The organism is Bifidobacterium catenulatum subsp. kashiwanohense JCM 15439 = DSM 21854, assembly GCF_001042615.1.
In the GTDB taxonomy this organism is placed as follows: Bacteria; Actinomycetota; Actinomycetes; order Actinomycetales; family Bifidobacteriaceae; genus Bifidobacterium; species Bifidobacterium catenulatum.
Genome location: NZ_AP012327.1, coordinates 364,075 through 381,135, shown reverse-complemented (window position 1 = coordinate 381,135; position 17,061 = coordinate 364,075). Strand labels below are relative to the sequence as shown.

The window sequence follows — 17,061 nt, the reverse complement described above, 5'->3', positions numbered from 1 at the left end:
AGTACCGTTTCAGGCCGCACCCGCTTTCATGTTGCGGCTGCGGCCTGAAACAGACGGTCAGTTGCCGTTCACCGAGAGCTTATCGCTTACTGTACCAAAGCTCACTTGGTTTCGATGGCGTCGATGGACTTGAGGACCTTCTGGCGCATGGTGTCGGACAGCGGAGCGGAGCCTGCAGCGGAGGCAGCGGTCTGCTGGCCCTCGTCGCTGACCACGTAGGTGAGCCAGGACTTGACGAACTTGGCGGTGTTGGCATCCTTGTATGCCGGGCAGGCGATGTCGTAGGAGACAAGCACGATCGGGTAGGCGCCGGCCTCGGTGGTGTTGTGATCGAGCTTGACGACCACACGGTTGTCGCCGGTGGCGGATTCGTCGAGCGGGGAGGCATCCACAACCTTGGCGGCGGCCTCAGCGGAGAACGGCACGTAATTGTCGCCGACCTTCACTGCAACGGTGCCGAGCTCGCCAGCCTGGGAGGCATCGGCGTAGCCGATGGTGCCGTCAGCCTGCTGCACGGTGGAGATCACGCCGGAGGTGCCCTTGGCGCCTTGGCCAACCTCGTTCGGCCAGTTCTCGCCGAGCTCATAGCCCCAAGCGTCGCCAGCGGCATCCTTGACGTAGCTCAGGAAGTTCTTGGTGGTGCCGGACTTGTCGGAGCGGTGCACCACGGTGATGTCGAGATCAGGCAGGTCAACCTTCGGGTTCTGCTGCTTGATGGCGTCATCGTTCCACTTGGTGATCTTGCCGTCGAAGATCTTGGCGATGGTGTCAGCGTCCATGTTCAGGGTCTTACCCTTGCCGGAGATACCGTTGAGGTTGAAGACCACTGCGATCGGGGAGACGTAGACCGGGATGTCGAAGGCGTTGCCGGAAGCGCACACGCTCTTGGACTGCTCGACCTCGTCATTGGACAGGGCGGCATCGGAGCCGGCCCATGCGGTGGCGCCGGTCAGGAAGGTGGAAACGCCAGCGCCGGAACCAGACGGGTTGTAAGCGACCTTGGCATCCGGGTTGGTGCCCTGGAAGCCGGCGATCCAAGCTTCCACAGCAGCCTGCTGGGAGGAAGCGCCAGCGCCGGAGAAGTTGCCGGACACGGTTTCGGTGGTCTTGGTGTCGGGGCTAGCCGAAGAATCAGTGTTGGAAGCAGTGTTGTCGCCGCAAGCCGCGACGGAAGCCAGCATCACAATGCCGGACACAGCTGCAATGGAGCGTACGAGAATGGAACTACGCATTATTCTTTTCCCTCTGTCAACATTCTGATGGCGTATGTTTCTGACATTTCATATTCTGTTGTCGCCATCGTTCTTCATGACAATGTCAAGCCTATTGGTGGTTTTGGTCCTGCAAAACCAAAATCGGTGAACGGAAGATGAACACTCTACGACACTTCGGACGTTTTCGTCATTTCCATTCACCGATCTTCGGCGACTACCGTGATACCACGGTCTTATATTCAGTTATCAATCGATAATCAATTATTCGGTAAATTACGATGATTACTGGAATCGCAATATTTTATCTTATATATTTCCAGCTATCGCGATATTTCCGCTTTATTCCGCAGGAACGTCGATTTTGTATCCCAAACCGCGCACGGTGGTCAGATATTTCGGATGCGCCGGATCCTCCTCGATTTTGGAGCGAACACGCTTGACGTGCACATCCAACGTTTTGGTGTCGCCAACGTAATCGGACCCCCAGATACGGTCGATCAGCTGGTGGCGAGTCATCACACGGCCCTTGTTCTGCATGAGATATTCGAGAAGCTCGAATTCCTTCAGCGGGAAGAACACGTTCTCTCCGCGCACCATCACCTCATGCTGGCCGATCTTCATGGAAATGTCGCCGCAAATCAGCGGAATATCGTCGTCGGAGGATTCCGTCGCGTCGGCCACCATCTGGTTGCGTCGCAGCACCGCACGCACCCGCGCCAGCAGCTCGCGGAACGAGTACGGCTTGGTGATGTAGTCGTCCGCGCCGATTTCCAAACCGACCACCTTGTCGATTTCCGCGCTTTTCGCAGTGAGCATGATGATCGGCACACGGCTTTGCTCACGAATTCTGCGGCATAGCGCAGTGCCGTCAAGCCCGGGCAGCATCAGATCGAGCAGCACCAGATCGATGCCTCCTTTGGTGAACAGTTCCAATCCTTCCTCACCGGTGGCAGCGGCGGACACGTCGTAGCCTTCGCGGGTGAGCTGGTAGACCAGCGGCTCTCGATACGATTCCTCGTCCTCGACGATCAGAATGCGCGTCATTGGTGCTTCTCCTCTGTGTGCTCTTGTTGATTGGAACGTTGATTGATTTGGTTATTTGCTTGAATTATTCGTTTTGCTTGAATTATTCGATTGGAAGCTGCGCTGATTCACTAATTTCCGCGGTTTCAGATTTCGCAGATTCCTCGTCTTGCTCCGATTTCGCCTGGGGCAAGGTGATGGTGAAGGTCGACCCCTCCCCTTCACGCGACCACACGGCGATAGTGCCTCCGCAATCCTGCACGCAATGCTTGGTAATGGCCAAACCCAATCCTGTACCCCCTGTTTCGCGGGAGCGCGCGGGATCGACACGGTAGAATCGCTCGAAAATACGATCCAACGAGGATTCCGGAATGCCGATGCCCTGGTCGACGACACGAATCGAGACCTTACCATCGCCACTGCCGACACCTACCGCAACGGTGGTGTGTTCCGGAGAATAGTTGATGGCGTTCTCCACCAAGTTCTTCACCGCGGTTTTGATGGTTTCATGGTCGGCGTTGATGAACACGTCATCCCGGTCAACAGCGTTTTCGGCACCCTCGACGTGCACCAGCTTCTGCTTGCCATTCAGCGAAAGCACCATGCTGATATGCTTCGATTCAGCATTCACTTGGTTTTCGACAATCGCCTCGCGTGCCAAAGCAAGCACGGAAAGCCGTTCCGCATTCAGCACCGCAGCCGCGCTTTGCGCCTTCTGCAAGTCGATCAGACGATGCACCAATTCCGTCAATCGTTCGGATTCCTTGGACACGCGACCAGCGAAATACTTCACCATATCGGGATCGTCTGCAGCATCGCCAATCGTTTCGGCAAGCAGAGAAATCGCACCTGCCGGAGTTTTCAATTCGTGCGAAACATTGGTCACGAAATCACGACGCATGATTTCGAAACGACGCTGCTCGCTCATGTCGGAAATGAAAATCGCAAACAGATCATCGGAAATCTGGCCGACGCGCACATGCAGGTACAGCGTGTCGGAAGGGCGGAACTTGCCTGCCTCAATGCCCTTGCCGTCAGTGTTCTTTGCGGCGGCGCGAGCGGCGCGATCCAACGGAATCGACAATTCACGCTCACGCACCACGCCGTCGGTCGACACCAATCGCAGAATATCGCGTATTTCGGCGAGCGTCATCGCATGGTCTTCAACAATGCCGAAACGTTGCGCGCCCGGGGACACATATTTGACCGACGCCAGCGAATCGACGACGATCAACGCCTCCGGCATAACGGCAATAAGCTGGCGTTCCGTGGACTGCACAGGCACGCGCGGACCGAACAGCGACATGTTCTTCTGCACGTCGAACAGGCTTGGATCATTCGGGTCGATCTCATCCTCCCCGAGCAGCACGCCCCGGACACGCCCCAGCAGAAAGGCGACCACTGCGACAACCACAATCGCCATCGCCATCGCAATCGCAATCGCCACGTGCTCCAGCGTCATACGTTAACCTTCCGATAATCCGTCATTCTTCTTCAACAGTAGCGGTTCCCGAAAGCGATTCCCGTACGCGATTCCCGTACGCCATCGGAAGTTTCCCTGCAGTTCACTTTCATGAGATTCGCCATACCGAAATATGAGACGGCCCGTCCAGCAATCGATGCGCTGGACGGGCCGTGCTGCGCTTACATGCGCTTGACGATATTCACTGCGATTTTCGCCGCAGTGTCGGCATATTCTGAAATGTCGAATTCCTTGAATTCCACGTAATCCGTGTCGGCATTGTCGCTCAACGCGCGAATGACTAGCACGGGCAGGTCGTTGCGTGCCGCGATATGTGCCACCGCGGCGCCTTCCATTTCGACCGCGTCCGCGCCGGTTTCGCGAATCACCTGCTCCACTTTCTTCGGACCGTCCACGAAATAGTTGCCGGTGGCGATGATGCCGGTAATGTGATGCACGTTCAGATCGGTCAGCACCTTATCGGCAACTTCGATCAGGCGGTCGTCGGAGTGGAATTCCTCCACCGGCTGGTCCGCAGTTCCTGGCTTCCACTGGCCGACGAGACGCATGTCGGTGTCGAGGTAGCGCAGCGTGCCGCCAAGCACCACGTCGTTGATGTGCAGATGCGTGTTGAGATTGCCTGCGATGCCGGAGAAAATCACGGCGTCAGGCTGGTCCGCGTCGATGAGATGCTGCGTGGTGGCGGCGATATTGACGGTGCCCATGCCGCCAACCGTTGCAGCAACGTTGACACGCGTGCCCTTGTTGGTTTCGATGGTACCGCGCGTCACGCTGACGCCGGCTTCCTCCGTTACGGTAATGTCGCTCAATGCGGATGCGATATTGGCAACTTCCTCGTCCATGGCGCCGATGATGGCGATTGTACTCATGCGTTCGTTCCTTTCGATTGCTTCACGCTTTTGCTCGGTTTCGCTTATTTTCGCTTCGCTCACTTCCAGCGGCGCTTGCCCACGGCTTGCGCGAGTTCGCGCAGCAGCTGTTCCGTGGTCTGCCAGCTTAAGCATTTGTCGGTGATGGATTGACCGTACGTCAGTTCGGCAAGCGGTGCCGGTTTTTGGCTGCCACCCTCGATGAAGCTTTCCATCATAATGCCGGTGATGCCCTCTTCACCGTCGGCGATGCGACTTGCGATATTGCGCACCACTTCGGCCTGACGATGCTCGTCTTTGCCGGAATTTCCATGCGAACAGTCCACGATCAGGCCGTGCGCGGCCGCGGATTCTGCCGGCATTTTCTCACGAATCAGCTTCATGGCGTTCGCCACGGATTCGGCGTCATAGTTCGGACCGCTGCTCGAACCGCGCAACACCACATGGCAGTCGGGGTTGCCGAGCGTTTTGACTACGGCTGCGCGGCCCATGTGATCGACGCCGAAGAACGTGTGCTGTTGCGCCGAAGCAAAACATGAATCGGTCGGCGCTTTGATGGAACCATCGGTGGCGTTTTTGAAGCCGATCGGCATCGACATGCCCGAAGCGAGCTGACGGTGCACCTGGCTTTCGGTGTTGCGAGCGCCGACCGCACCCCAGCTGACCGCGTCGGAAATGTACTGCGGGCTGGTTGGTTCCAGGAATTCCGTGGCCGCAGCCAAACCGGCGTCCAATACGCCAAGCAGTGTACGGCGGGCCAATAGCAAACCCTTCTTGATATTGCAGCTGCCATCGATGTCGGGATCGTTAATCAGACCTTTCCAGCCGACTGTGGTACGCGGCTTTTCGAAATACACGCGCATCACAATCAGCAATTCGCCGCCCAACTCGTCTTTCAACGCGGCCAAACGACGGGCATAATCGAGCGCTGCAGCAGGATCATGCACGGAACATGGGCCTACAATCACCAGCAATCGATCATCCTGACCATATAGGCAGGCGCGAATCTCATCTCGAGAATAGGCGACGATTTCCTGCGCCTGATCGCTGAGCGGCAGATCACCCAACACCTGCGCCGGTGTGGGAAGCACCTCAAATTCAAGCACTCGGCGGTTCACGATGCGGCTGATGCCAACCTGATCTTCCCATCGCGGCACATCCGTAACCACCAGCGGATTCTTACCTTCATCCATGGCCTGACGGATGGCACGAAGCTCTTCAGGCGTGTTCAGCTGCTGCTGCATCTCACTGCTCTCCTTGGAAATCACTATCTTTCCAAATCACTATCTTTCCCAAGAATAGCAATCACAATGCAAAAACCGTGCGATCACGCAGATTACGCGGTTTTTGCACGGTTTTTCTATTGACGATTATTTACGCTTATTTGCGATTATTCGGCAAGTTTGCGGCGGCTTTCAACCGCTTCGGCAAGCGTGTGCAGCAGCTGTTCGGTACGTTCCCACGGCACGCAAGCGTCGGTGATGGACTTGCCGTATTCCAGCTGGTCGAGCGGAGCGGGCTTCTGATTGCCGGCTTTCAGGAAGCTTTCCATCATAATGCCGCTGATGCCCTGTTCGCCTGTTGCGATGCGGGATGCGATGTTTTCGACCACTTCAGCTTCGCGCACTTCGTTCTTGCCACAGTTGCCGTGCGCCGCGTCGATGACGATGCCGTGTTCGCTCGGTCCGGAAGCCTTGGAAACCTTCAGATCGGCCAACGCTTTCGCCACGGATTCGGTGTCGTAGTTCGGACCGTGCGAAGAACCGCGCAACACCAGGTGGCAATCGGAATTGCCCTTGGTTTCGGCGGAAATCACGCGTCCGTCAAGATTAATGGACAGGAAATGATGCTCGAAGGCGGCCGCGAAGCAGGAGTCTGCTGCCGGCTTGACCGAACCGTCGGTGGCGTTCTTGAACCCAATCGGCATCGACATGCCCGACGCGAGCTCGCGATGCACTTGGCTTTCGGTGTTGCGAGCGCCGATCGCACCCCAGCTGATCAGGTCGCAGATGTACTGCGGGGTAATCGGGTCAAGCCATTCCGTGGCTGCCGGGAGTCCAAGACCCAGCACATCGGCCAGCACCTTGCGTGCGAGCCACATGCCCTTGCGAATGTTGAACTGGCCGTCGAGATCAGGATCGTTGATCAGACCCTTCCAACCGATGGTGGTGCGCGGCTTTTCGAAATACACGCGCATCACGATGACCAGCCGGTCTTCCAGCTCTTTTTTGACGGCCGCGAGCTTTTCGGCGTATTCGTGCGCGGCTTTCGGATCATGAATCGAGCAGGGGCCGACGATGGCAAGCAGACGGTCGTCTTTGCCATTCAGCACATCGCGGATTTCTTGACGGGACTTCAACACCAGATCGCTCATCTCATCGGTAAGCGGGATTTCCTTCAGAAAATATCGAGGAGCGGGAATCGGGTCCAACTGTCGAATATTGACATCCACGGTCTCCGGAAACACAGCGTTATCCAACAATTGTGCATCCCTCGAACTATCTGGACCGCGAAGACCTGACATCTCTTCTGCTCCTCCTTATACCTGCATACCTGCTTCATGCATACTGTGCTTGGATGATAATCACCGAAGTTACCTTAACGGATAAAAGTGGAATAACACGAATGCCGACTGCATGCTGGACTTTTTGCGAAGTCCCATGCAGTCGGCATTCGTCAATCGGCTTGTCGGTTTACGTATCAGTCAGCCAGAGCGCCCATCGGATCCCATGCGGGGAGCATGGTGGCAGGTTCGTCAAGAGCGGCCTGATATTCGGCAGGGAGCAGCGCCTTCGGCACGGCAACCTCGTACACGTATTCGGTGAACCAATCATCGCTCATGGTGAAGTAGCCCTTGTCTGCGATCTTGTCGCCCCAAGAGTTCTCCACACGCCAACGACGGGTGGTCGTGCCGTCTTCGGCAACGTCCACGCCAACGAACGCCATAGCGTGGTTCATCGCGGAATCGGCAAAACGCACGCGATCTTCCTTGTTCAGATCGAAGTCGACACCATACACCTTGCCGTATTCGAACAGATCAGTGGCCCAAGCGCCGTTTTCACGATCCATCATCGGGTGGCAGTCGGCACCGAACCATACTGGAATGCCCTGCTCTTCGAGAATCTGACGTACGCAATCCTTCATGAACTGGTTCGGCACGTTCAGGTATTCGGTCGGGTCTCCCCCGGCCACATTACCCAAGTGCTCGATACCGATCTTCTTGCCCTTCGCATGCTCCTGACGAGGATCGTCGACCAGGCACACGTAGCTTTCCAAATCGGCGGAACCGACGTACTTCTGCCAGAATTCCACAGGCGTGATCTCACCATCGCGGTGGAACTCGCCGTCCTTGTCGGTCCACTCCCAGTCGAAGCTCTTCGGCGGCTCGCCCAAGTGAATCGTCAGAATACGGTGGCCGGCGGCGGTCGCTTCGGCGATCACCGATTCGATCGAAGCCGGATCGGCATACATGTGCGCGACGGCCGTATGCAACAGGCGACGCAATTGCACGTTCATTTCGCCGGTGTTCTTGGAGGATTCGGTTTCCGGGAACAGATCCTTCGGAACGGCACCGTACTTCTTGTATACGTTCATGGCCATGGTCCACTGACCGCCGTCGCCCATCACGTCGGCGAGCAGATGCTGGATCAGGCGGGAGTCGGACGGCTCGCCGGCCTTCACCAGTTCAGCCACATCCTGCAGGAAGTAGTTGACGCGCTCGAGCTTGTCGTAGTACATGGCATAGTTCTGGGAGAACTCGAATTCCTTCAGCCCCATGTTCTTCTTGGCCACGAAACGGGCCACGTTCAGCGAGCTGAACAGCCAGCAACGGCCGGAACGATCCTGATGGGTGGCGGTACCATTGTCGACAATGGTGGAAAACCTGCGCTGCATCAGGCGGGCGCGGTCATAGTTGCGCGCCACCTTGTTGATGCCCGCCGCGGTGACCGCGTTCATGGCCATACGGTTGTGGTCGCTGGCTTCGAAATCCTCAACCAGCGTTGCCAATGCATCAGCGCTCAACGGCGTGATGTCAGTCATTGTTCTGTTCCTCCTGTGCTTCCTCGCCCTGGTCAGACTGCTCGTCTTCGGACGGTTCTTCAAAGTCGTCATTATTCTGCTGTTCGTCGGAGACAACATCCTCGTCGAAGGTCACTTCCGGTTCGCCCGCAACAGTTTCGCCGCTCTCGTCGTGCGATTCCGCCGGAGTTTCAGCTTCAGCTGCGGACTCATACTGTTCGCCGTCGATGGAATTGACCACGGACAGGCCGTTCGCACCGAAACCGGAGAACGCGTTGGCAAACATGGCACGCAGTTCACTGACACGCTGCGTGATCTGCGCCTCACGGGTCTGCAGGTCGGCGATGCGCTGCTGCACACCTTCAAGCTCGCTCTTGGCTGCCTCACGACGCTCGTTGATCTGCTCGTCGGCCTCTTCGGCGGCCTGCTTGAGAATGCTGGCAGCCTGCTTGTCGGCTGCCTCACGCTTGTCGGAAGCGTATGCCTCGGCCTCATCGCGCGTATGCTGTGCTTCGGAAATCAGCTCTTCGGACTGCTTCTTGGCGGTTTCACGGCGTTCGTTCAGGTCGGCGAGCAGCTCGTTGACCTTCTTCGTAGCCTCATCCTGTTGGGCGGAAATGTCGGCGCGGATCTGCTCCACCTCGGCATTGACCTGGCTGATGGTCTTGGTGCGATGCACTTCGGCCTCGTCGGTGATCTCCTGTGCCTTGGCTTTGGCGGTATCCGTGATTTCCGAGGCACGGCGCTGCGCGTCCGTCATCATCTTGGACACCTGCTCACGCACGTCGGCCAGCTTCTTGTTGGCTTCGGCCAACGCGGATTCGATCTGGTCGTTGGTCTCGCTTTTCATGCGGTTAATCTCGTCATTGGCGTTCTTGCGCTGCGCCGCGATCTGCTCGGTGGCTTCGGCGCGCATATCGGAGAGCTCACGCTCCTGCGTGGCGCGCTCCGATGCGAGACGCTTGTCGTGCTCCTCACGGGAGTTGGTCAATTCCAGATCAACGGTCTGACGTTGCGCCACCACGGCCTTCTGTGCTTCGCCACGCAGCTGGTCCGCTTCGCGCTGGGCGTTGGACTTCAGCGTGCCGGCATCATTATTGGCCTTCGACAGCACCGCTTCAGCCTTGGCCTTGGCCTCGTCGAGAATACGCTTGGCGTCGAGCTTGGCGTTGTTCAGCAGGGTTTCGGCCTGAAGCTGCACCGTGGCGCGTGCCGCGGAAGCGTCTTTCTTGGCACGGTCAAGCAGCTCGGCGCTGGTCTGTTCCGCGCTGGCGAGCATCTGCTGCGCGTTGGCGCCCAGAGATGCGAACGAATTCGGGTTGGCTTTCTTGTTTTTCTCTTCCTGCAGCTGTGCCTGCAGTTCAAGGATGGTCTGATCGTCGGCCTTGACCTGCTCACGCAGACGGTCCACCGTCTCCTGAGCCGAAGCGAACGCTTCATCGACCCTTTCCTTGTCGTACCCCCTCAACACGATTGGGAACTGCTCAACCATGGTATTCCTTTCACGAATTCCCTTCCATCGCGCATCTTGCCCGCGCCTATCCGTCTTGAACTTTAGCGCAGGAAAAACGTTCGGCACACGGCAGTCGCATAATTCTCACAGAGAGCACAGAAATCGTTCGAGGAAACGCCGACGCCGTTCAGCCGAGCAGAATCTCACTTGAGGACGGCTGCAGATAATAACGCACCGATTCGCGGATCACATCGTTACCTGCGGCGATTTGCTGCGCGATCGACAGTCCATGTTGCGGATGTGGCTGCTCGTTGACGATCGGCAGGCTTACGAAACCCGACAGAATGCGCTTTTCCTGCGCGGCAGACCAGTCGAGTAGATGGTAGAACAGCGAATTGCAGACGAACGTGCCCGCATCCGAACTCAACGCGGCGGGAATCTCATGTTTGGCGAAATCGCGCAGAATCGAACGCAACGGCAAGCGTGTCCAATATGCTGCCGGACCTTCTGGATTGATCGGACGGCGCGGCGGAATCACATTGTCGGCGTCAGGCTTGGCCGCATCCATCAGATTCGTGGCGCATCGCTCCAGCAGCACGCCGCGGGCGGACCGCTTCAAACCGGTGGCGATGACAATATCGGGATTCGCCTGTTCGATGGCATCCAGCAACATGGGCCAGGCATTGGCGAAACTGACCGGAAGCGTCACCGTCGTCACGCTAATGGAAACATCCTGCAGAAGATCGTCAGACAACGCCACGGATTGAGATGGATCATTCCAATATTCGGCGAGCGCCTCGGGAACGAGTACGGCTGGATTTACGTCGATGCCGTCGTACGGGGTGAAACCTGAGATGACGATGTTGATCTGCTGCATGTGTTCCAGTGTACGTGGTCGAAAAGGTAGGTTCGTTTACGATCAATGCTTATGCATTTGCGAAAACGCTTCAGCGAACACCGCGTGCATGCTCGCTTTCGCTTCTTGTTTGGCGTGTTCCGGGTCGAGGCTGCGCGCGATGTTCTCGGCGATCGGCATGTCGGCCTGTGTGGTGATTTTGAGATTCGTTTCGGATCCGGCGACAATGGCGACCGGCTCGTTCGGCAGATAGTCCACCACCACGCGGGTGTCGTCGGTCGGGTGGAAGTCAGGGTCGGCGGTGGCGAGCTCGTAGGCTTTGGTGATAGTGCCGAAACGGAAGGCCTGCGGGGTTTGCGCGCGGAATGCGTTCGTACGATCGGGCACGGAGCGCACCACCTTGCGCTCTCCAAGATCTTCGGTCAGCAGAATCGTGTCGGTGGACGCGTATGCCACGGTCGCCGCGTTGAACTGGTCGAGACTGTCGATGCAGCCGTCGATGGATTGCTGTTCAACGAACGGTCGCACGGAATCGTGGATGAGGATTTTCGCGCCATCGGGAATGCCCGCCTGCTTGAGCAGGTCAAGCGCGGCGCGGGTGCTGTCCACACGCTCGGAGCCACCCGGAATCACGGCACGCACCTTGGTATAACCGGCTTCGTCGATCAGCATGTTCACCATATTGCTGACACGCTCGTTGACCACGACGATGATGTCGCTCACGCGATCGTTGCACTCGAACGCCTCGATGCTCCAGCAGACGATTGGCTTATCCCCCACCGAAACCAACTGCTTGGGATTGTTCTCATCGAATCGCGTGCCGAAACCGGCCGCCAACACCACGGCCACAACCGGCATCTTCTGTTCCTGCATCTGCTCTCTCTCACTCATACGTCCCACCGTAAACCCCCGAATCGGTTTGCAACGCGCTTTGCCTTACGTTCTGCACGCAATCCGCAACAGCGCGCCGCTCTCCAACTATTCGCGTACGATCAGCGCAAGCATACGGCCTTCGTGCGCTTTGCCTGCGATGGTGGCACGGCGATGCGAGAACCAGAGCGGATTTTCCAGCGTGCACAGACTACGGCGGATTTTCTTGAAACGTTCCGCAAGCTGCGGTTCGCCTTCGCCATCGGTCTGGCAGATTTCCGCCAATTCCTCGTCTTCGGAAAGATACTGGGTGGCTGCGTTGACGCGGGCGCGGGAGGAAACGACGTTATCAGCCGGAACACCGGTTTTGGCAAGCTCCTGCAGCGCGGCGGCCGCAATATCGATGCCCGGCTGTCCGAAACGGCTCAGTGTGAAGGTTCCAGGGAACTGCGCGTCGAATTCGTCGGCGATGTCTCCGCCAACCTCGTAGCAGTCGCCGCAGATGCACGGGCCGAGCGTGGCGACAATACGTTCCGGCTTGGCTCCCTTGGCCACCATCTTTTCGACGGTGGCGCCGATCACACCGTTCTGCAGGCCACGGCGACCGCAATGCGCGGCGCCGATCACACCGGCTTCCGCATCGGCCATGAGCACCGGCAGGCAGTCGGCCGCGAACATGCCGAGCGCCACGTTCTTCTGCGCGGTCACCTGGCCGTCGGCCTCGACCACTGCCGGCTCATCCGCGGATTCGCCCACCTGCTGCGCGGTTTCGCCCTTGCTGCCGGACACGTCGAAACCAAACGGACGGTTCATTACGAACGATTCGTCCACATCGACGGCAACGCCGGAATGCACCTGGCTGACCAGGCTCAGTTTCGCATCGATGGCGTTGGAGAGCGCCACACGATTGGCGAGCACATGGTTCGGATCATCGCCGGTTTTACCCCCGAGATTGCAGTGCGCATAGTCTCCTTCGCTGGTGCCGCCAAGTCGCGTGGTGTATACGACTTTGACGCCCGGCGCAAGCATGATCGGAATGGTCACCGGAATCGGATTGCCGTCCACGTCGGTCGGGGCGATCGCGTTGCTGTCAAGAATCGCGTCGTCATACTGCCTGTCAGTCATATTGTTCTGTTTTCCTTGATTGTTCTACGATTATTTCAACTAATTTCTGCTGATTTTCTACACCTGTACGATGTTTTTCGCAATTATTCCGCTTTGAGCGTCGGCTTTTTGGTGCGCGATCGGATGGCCGCGTTCACCGGCACTTCCTGCGGGCATGGCATGGAGAACACATGCGCCGGATTGTTGATGGCTTCGACCCAATGCCCATCGGCGTCGCGGAATCCGCCAGCCGGAACGGTATAGGCGAGCGGAGCCGCGCCCGGAAGCACGAATTCAACCTCTTGACCGGCTTCGATCTTGTTGCGGCTCATAATGGTCACGCGACCGCCGTCTTCCGGACTCCACGAAAGCACTTCGCCGACCACCAGCCATGCGCGGAAATACGCGGAACGATCGGTGCTTTGCTGCACTTTATGCTCCGGATAGTAGAAGCCGGTGGAATAGTCGCGGTGCGCCACCTTGTCTGGCTCGTCCAGCAGCCAGTCAGGCAGCGACACATGCTCCGCGGGGCGCACGCCGGCGTGATACCAGCCTTCCGGCAGGATTTCGGCAGCCGTGTTCGACTTACGCCTTGTGCTGCGGGCATGGTAGCTCAGATCATCCGGTTCGCCGGCAGAAGCGACGGGAACGGCTGCAATATCCGGCTTTCCCGCGAACGCGCCATCCGCATGTTCCATAATCGAATCAGTGGTTTCCGGCTTGCCGTAATCCGGATCGGACGGACGAATCACACGATCGTGGAACGGCTTCAGCACAGTGCCATCCTCGTCTTCAAAACCGCGTTGCACCATGTATGCGTCAACAGCGGTCTTGTAAGCGTTCGTCATCGCCGCAATATAGTAGGCGCTCTTGGAACGACCTTCGATTTTCAGACTGGTAGCGCCCGAATCAAGCAGATCGTCGATATGCGCAAGCATGTTCATATCCTGCGAATTGAACAGATATGCGCCTTCCTTAGTCTGTTCTATCGGAAAATACTGACCGGGGCGCTTTTCTTCGACTATGGAATACTTCCAGCGGCACGGTTGAGCGCATTCGCCATGATTGCCGTCACGTCCGGTCAGATAATTGGAAAACAGACAACGACCGGAGAACGCCATGCACATCGCGCCATGCACGAAGCATTCGATGTCAAGATCGTCGGGGATGCGTGCGCGAATGTCTCGCACGGCCTGCAGATCCATTTCGCGGGCGAGCACCACACGGCGTGCACCCAACTGGTAGAAGGCGTTCGCTGCCTGATAGTTGGTAACTCCCGCCTGCGTGCTCACATGCAGTTCCAGGTTCGGCGCCACTTCGCGGGCCATGAGCATCACACCAATGTCGGAAACGATCAGCGCGTCCACGCCAGTGTCTTTGAGCTGGCCGATGTATTCGCGCATCGCTTCGACTTCGTTGTTGCGTGGAAGCACATTGCAGGTCACATACACGCGGGCGCCACGCTCATGCGCGTAACGGGAGCCTTCTTCGAAATCCTCCAAGCTCAGGTTTTTCGGCGCCGAGCGCATGCCGAACGCCTTGCCTCCGCAGTAGACGGCGTCCGCACCGTAATCGACGGCGGTTTTCAGTCCTCGCAGATTGCCCGCGGGAGCCAATACTTCAGGCTTATTTCTTCTTTGCACGCTTGTTCCTCTTACTCGATTTTTCCGCTCTATATTCTCAACTATTCACGGGACACTTCTGCCGCATCCGGGAAATACATACGAGGAAAAACACATGCGGAAAAACAAAGACGTCCATCGTGGAGACGGACGCCTTGATGCAAATCGTTGCGAATATGACACTCAGCCGAGTTTGGCGAGCTCCGCTTCGGTGAGTTCGAGCTCGTCGGCCTTGAGGGAATCGAGAATGGTTTCCGGCCGGTGGGCGCCAGGAATCACGAACATGTGGTCGCCCTTGGCCAGCTCCCATGCGAGCACCACACGCTGGTAGCTCACGCCACGGGCTTCGGCCACCTCGCGGAATGGGTCGAACAGGTGCTCGTCGTACGGGTGACGGTAGCCGCCCAACGGACTCCAGCACACGAATGCCAGACCCTGCTCGGCGCAATAGTCAAGCGTGTCTTGGGTGTCCAGATGAATTGGGGAATACTGGTTCTGCACGGCCACAAGCTTGTCGCCGAGGATCTCCTGCGCGATCTTCAGCTGTTCGATGCTCACGTTGGAAACACCCGCCCACTGGGCCACGCCCTGATCGAGCAACGCCTTGATGCCTTCGCAGGACTCGTTGTACGGCACTTCCGGATCATGACGGTGCAGGTAAAGCAGATCGATGCTGTCAACGCCAAGCGCCATCGCGGACTGCTTGCCGTATTCGATCAGATGCTCCGGCTTGCCGTCACGCGGCCAAACCGGCTTGTCACCCTCCCAAGCGCGGCGCAAACCCACCTTGGTGGCCACGGTGACTTCCTCACGCGGGCCCTTCCACGAGTCAAGCGCCTCACGCACCAGCTTTTCGCCGGTCTGTTCCTCTTCGCCCGGCGTGTAGTACGCCCAAGCGGTGTCGATGTGACGGCATCCGGCATCCAACGAGGCGTGCAATGTTTCGATACCGACATCGTGACCACGATTGTTTTCAATGGTCAACGGCATTTCACCATGACCGATAGCCGTGGTGTGGAACGGTCCAAGATTACGGAACAAAGCCATTCCGATCTCCTTCAACAACGTACAGAGTGTCTTTCCGAATGCAACCTTACCAGTCACCCCAATCAACAGCCCCACAGCTAAACCGACATTCCGCTACAGGTCGTACAAATCGTCGATACCGATGAGTTTCACGCTTGGATTGCGATCAGCTACGGCTTGCACTCCCCCATCGAAACCGTTTAACGAGAACAGATAGTACGCGCGATCGCCCCCCTTAAGCGCCAACGATTTGTTACGCAATGACTCAAGCATGGCGTTATCCATGGGCTTGTTGCGGAATTTGCATTCGCCGACCAGCACATGTGCGTTCGTCTTGTCGATGGCAACAACGTCGATTTCACGCGTGGAATCCCACCAACGCCCAACATGACTCGCACGGAAACCAAGCTCGCCTTGCATGCTCTTTCGACGTAGCCAATCCGCGCACATGCGCTCAAATGGAGCCGCCGCAAAATCATGCAAATATGGCGCTATCTCGTATTCGTACACACCTTTCGCATCCCCTATTTCCAGTTCCGAACGGTTCGACCCTACAAACGCATACCAAAAACGGAAGAAACTGTCAGACACCTGGTAGAGTCCGCGCATGGCCTTGGACTGCTCCACAGGCTTAGCATCCACTGGAAACTCACGCTCCACAATATGCACTTCCATAAGGTTCTTGAGGTACGTGCTCACCGCCGAACCGGAAAGCATGGTTCGCTGGGCTATATCGTTCAGTTGGGTGGCTCCCAACGCCACAGCCTGCAGAATAGTGTTGTAGGTTGCCGGCTCACGGAATTCCTGATGCATCAAAAATTCCGTTTCGCTGTACAAGGGCATGCCGCGGCGCAGGATCGTCCGCCGAATATTGTTTTCGACGCTTTCGCTAGGATCGAATTGCGCCAGATAATGCGGAATTCCGCCGAGTATGGCATACACGAGCGCATTGTCTTGCGCACTGTAATCAGGGAAGAATTGCGCGGCATCCCAATACGGCATCGGCAGGAGCTTCAGCATGCCGGTGGCACGCCCGTATAATGGCGATTTTTCCGAAAGCATCTCTTTTTCGATGAAGCTCATGGAGCTGCCGCACAGCACCATCATGACGTTGGAATCCTTCAATGTGTGATCCCAAAGATTCTGTAGTACGGAAGGCAAGGAGGAATCGCTTTTCGCAAGATAGGGGAATTCATCGATGATGATTAATCTGCGTTTTCCGTCTTGCGTTGGAAGATTGACTATGTCAGCCAGCGCTGATTCCCAATCGGAATACTGTTGCAGATATCGGCCTGCCGGTGCTCCCGCTTCGAACATCTGACGCGAGAAAGCAGCAAGTTGTTCATCTTTGGTCGCCGATGGAGATGCGAAGAACACATGCTGCTTGTTTCGCGCGAATTGCGCCAGCAGTTCCGTTTTTCCCACTCTGCGACGACCATACAGCACTACCAGTTGCGCTTTGTTGCTGGCATAGCAGTCTTCCAGAAACGCCAGTTCATCTTGTCTACCTATAAACGTCAT

The 17,061-nt window shown here is 57.2% G+C and carries 14 protein-coding genes; all 14 read right to left on the bottom strand.

The features are described 5' to 3' along the window. Positions 1-101: 101 nt before the first annotated feature. A complete protein-coding gene (pstS, locus tag BBKW_RS01495; protein WP_033500778.1) occupies positions 102-1,232 on the bottom strand; it encodes a phosphate ABC transporter substrate-binding protein PstS in 1,131 nt (376 codons plus the stop codon). A 321-nt stretch (positions 1,233-1,553) separates the two neighbouring features. Next, on the bottom strand, positions 1,554-2,258 hold the full coding sequence (locus BBKW_RS01490) for a response regulator transcription factor (RefSeq protein ID WP_004220077.1): 705 nt from the start codon (positions 2,256-2,258) through the stop codon (positions 1,554-1,556). 82 nt (positions 2,259-2,340) lie between these two features. Then, positions 2,341-3,699, bottom strand: coding sequence for a sensor histidine kinase (locus tag BBKW_RS01485; protein WP_033500777.1), 1,359 nt, complete (start codon positions 3,697-3,699; stop codon positions 2,341-2,343). Positions 3,700-3,881: 182 nt separating this feature from the next. After that, complete coding sequence (gene mtnN, locus BBKW_RS01480; RefSeq protein WP_033500817.1) at positions 3,882-4,589, bottom strand: 5'-methylthioadenosine/S-adenosylhomocysteine nucleosidase; 708 nt, start codon at positions 4,587-4,589, stop codon at positions 3,882-3,884. 59 nt (positions 4,590-4,648) lie between these two features. Then, positions 4,649-5,833, bottom strand: a complete 1,185-nt coding sequence (locus tag BBKW_RS01475; protein ID WP_033500776.1) for a 3-deoxy-7-phosphoheptulonate synthase — start codon at positions 5,831-5,833, stop codon at positions 4,649-4,651. A 146-nt stretch (positions 5,834-5,979) separates the two neighbouring features. Beyond that, entirely contained in the window at positions 5,980-7,113 is a 1,134-nt protein-coding gene (locus tag BBKW_RS01470; RefSeq protein WP_033500775.1) for a 3-deoxy-7-phosphoheptulonate synthase, read from the bottom strand. A 176-nt stretch (positions 7,114-7,289) separates the two neighbouring features. Further along, entirely contained in the window at positions 7,290-8,630 is a 1,341-nt protein-coding gene (locus BBKW_RS01465) for a C1 family peptidase (RefSeq protein ID WP_033500774.1), read from the bottom strand. Then, positions 8,623-10,101 carry a coiled-coil domain-containing protein gene (locus BBKW_RS01460; protein WP_048349492.1) on the bottom strand — a complete coding sequence of 493 codons (1,479 nt, stop codon included), beginning with the start codon at positions 10,099-10,101 and terminating at the stop codon, positions 8,623-8,625. The genes BBKW_RS01465 and BBKW_RS01460 overlap by 8 nt, the downstream gene beginning before the upstream one ends. A 148-nt stretch (positions 10,102-10,249) precedes the next feature. Further along, the gene (locus BBKW_RS01455; protein WP_033500772.1) at positions 10,250-10,939 is read right to left on the bottom strand and encodes a pyroglutamyl-peptidase I; all 690 of its coding nucleotides are present in this window, start codon (positions 10,937-10,939) and stop codon (positions 10,250-10,252) included. A 42-nt stretch (positions 10,940-10,981) separates the two neighbouring features. Then, positions 10,982-11,809 (bottom strand): IspD/TarI family cytidylyltransferase, encoded by an 828-nt coding sequence (locus BBKW_RS01450; RefSeq protein WP_033500771.1) that lies wholly within the window; start codon positions 11,807-11,809, stop codon positions 10,982-10,984. Positions 11,810-11,896: 87 nt separating this feature from the next. Beyond that, positions 11,897-12,913: a purine nucleoside phosphorylase YfiH/LACC1 family protein gene (locus BBKW_RS01445; RefSeq protein ID WP_033500770.1), complete on the bottom strand. Its 1,017-nt coding sequence runs from the start codon at positions 12,911-12,913 to the stop codon at positions 11,897-11,899. An 83-nt stretch (positions 12,914-12,996) separates the two neighbouring features. Beyond that, positions 12,997-14,535, bottom strand: coding sequence for a peptidase U32 family protein (locus BBKW_RS01440; protein WP_033500769.1), 1,539 nt, complete (start codon positions 14,533-14,535; stop codon positions 12,997-12,999). Positions 14,536-14,697: 162 nt separating this feature from the next. Beyond that, a complete protein-coding gene (locus BBKW_RS01435; protein ID WP_033500768.1) occupies positions 14,698-15,561 on the bottom strand; it encodes an aldo/keto reductase in 864 nt (287 codons plus the stop codon). Positions 15,562-15,654: 93 nt separating this feature from the next. Further along, positions 15,655-17,061, bottom strand: coding sequence for an ATP-binding protein (locus tag BBKW_RS01430; protein WP_033500767.1), 1,407 nt, complete (start codon positions 17,059-17,061; stop codon positions 15,655-15,657).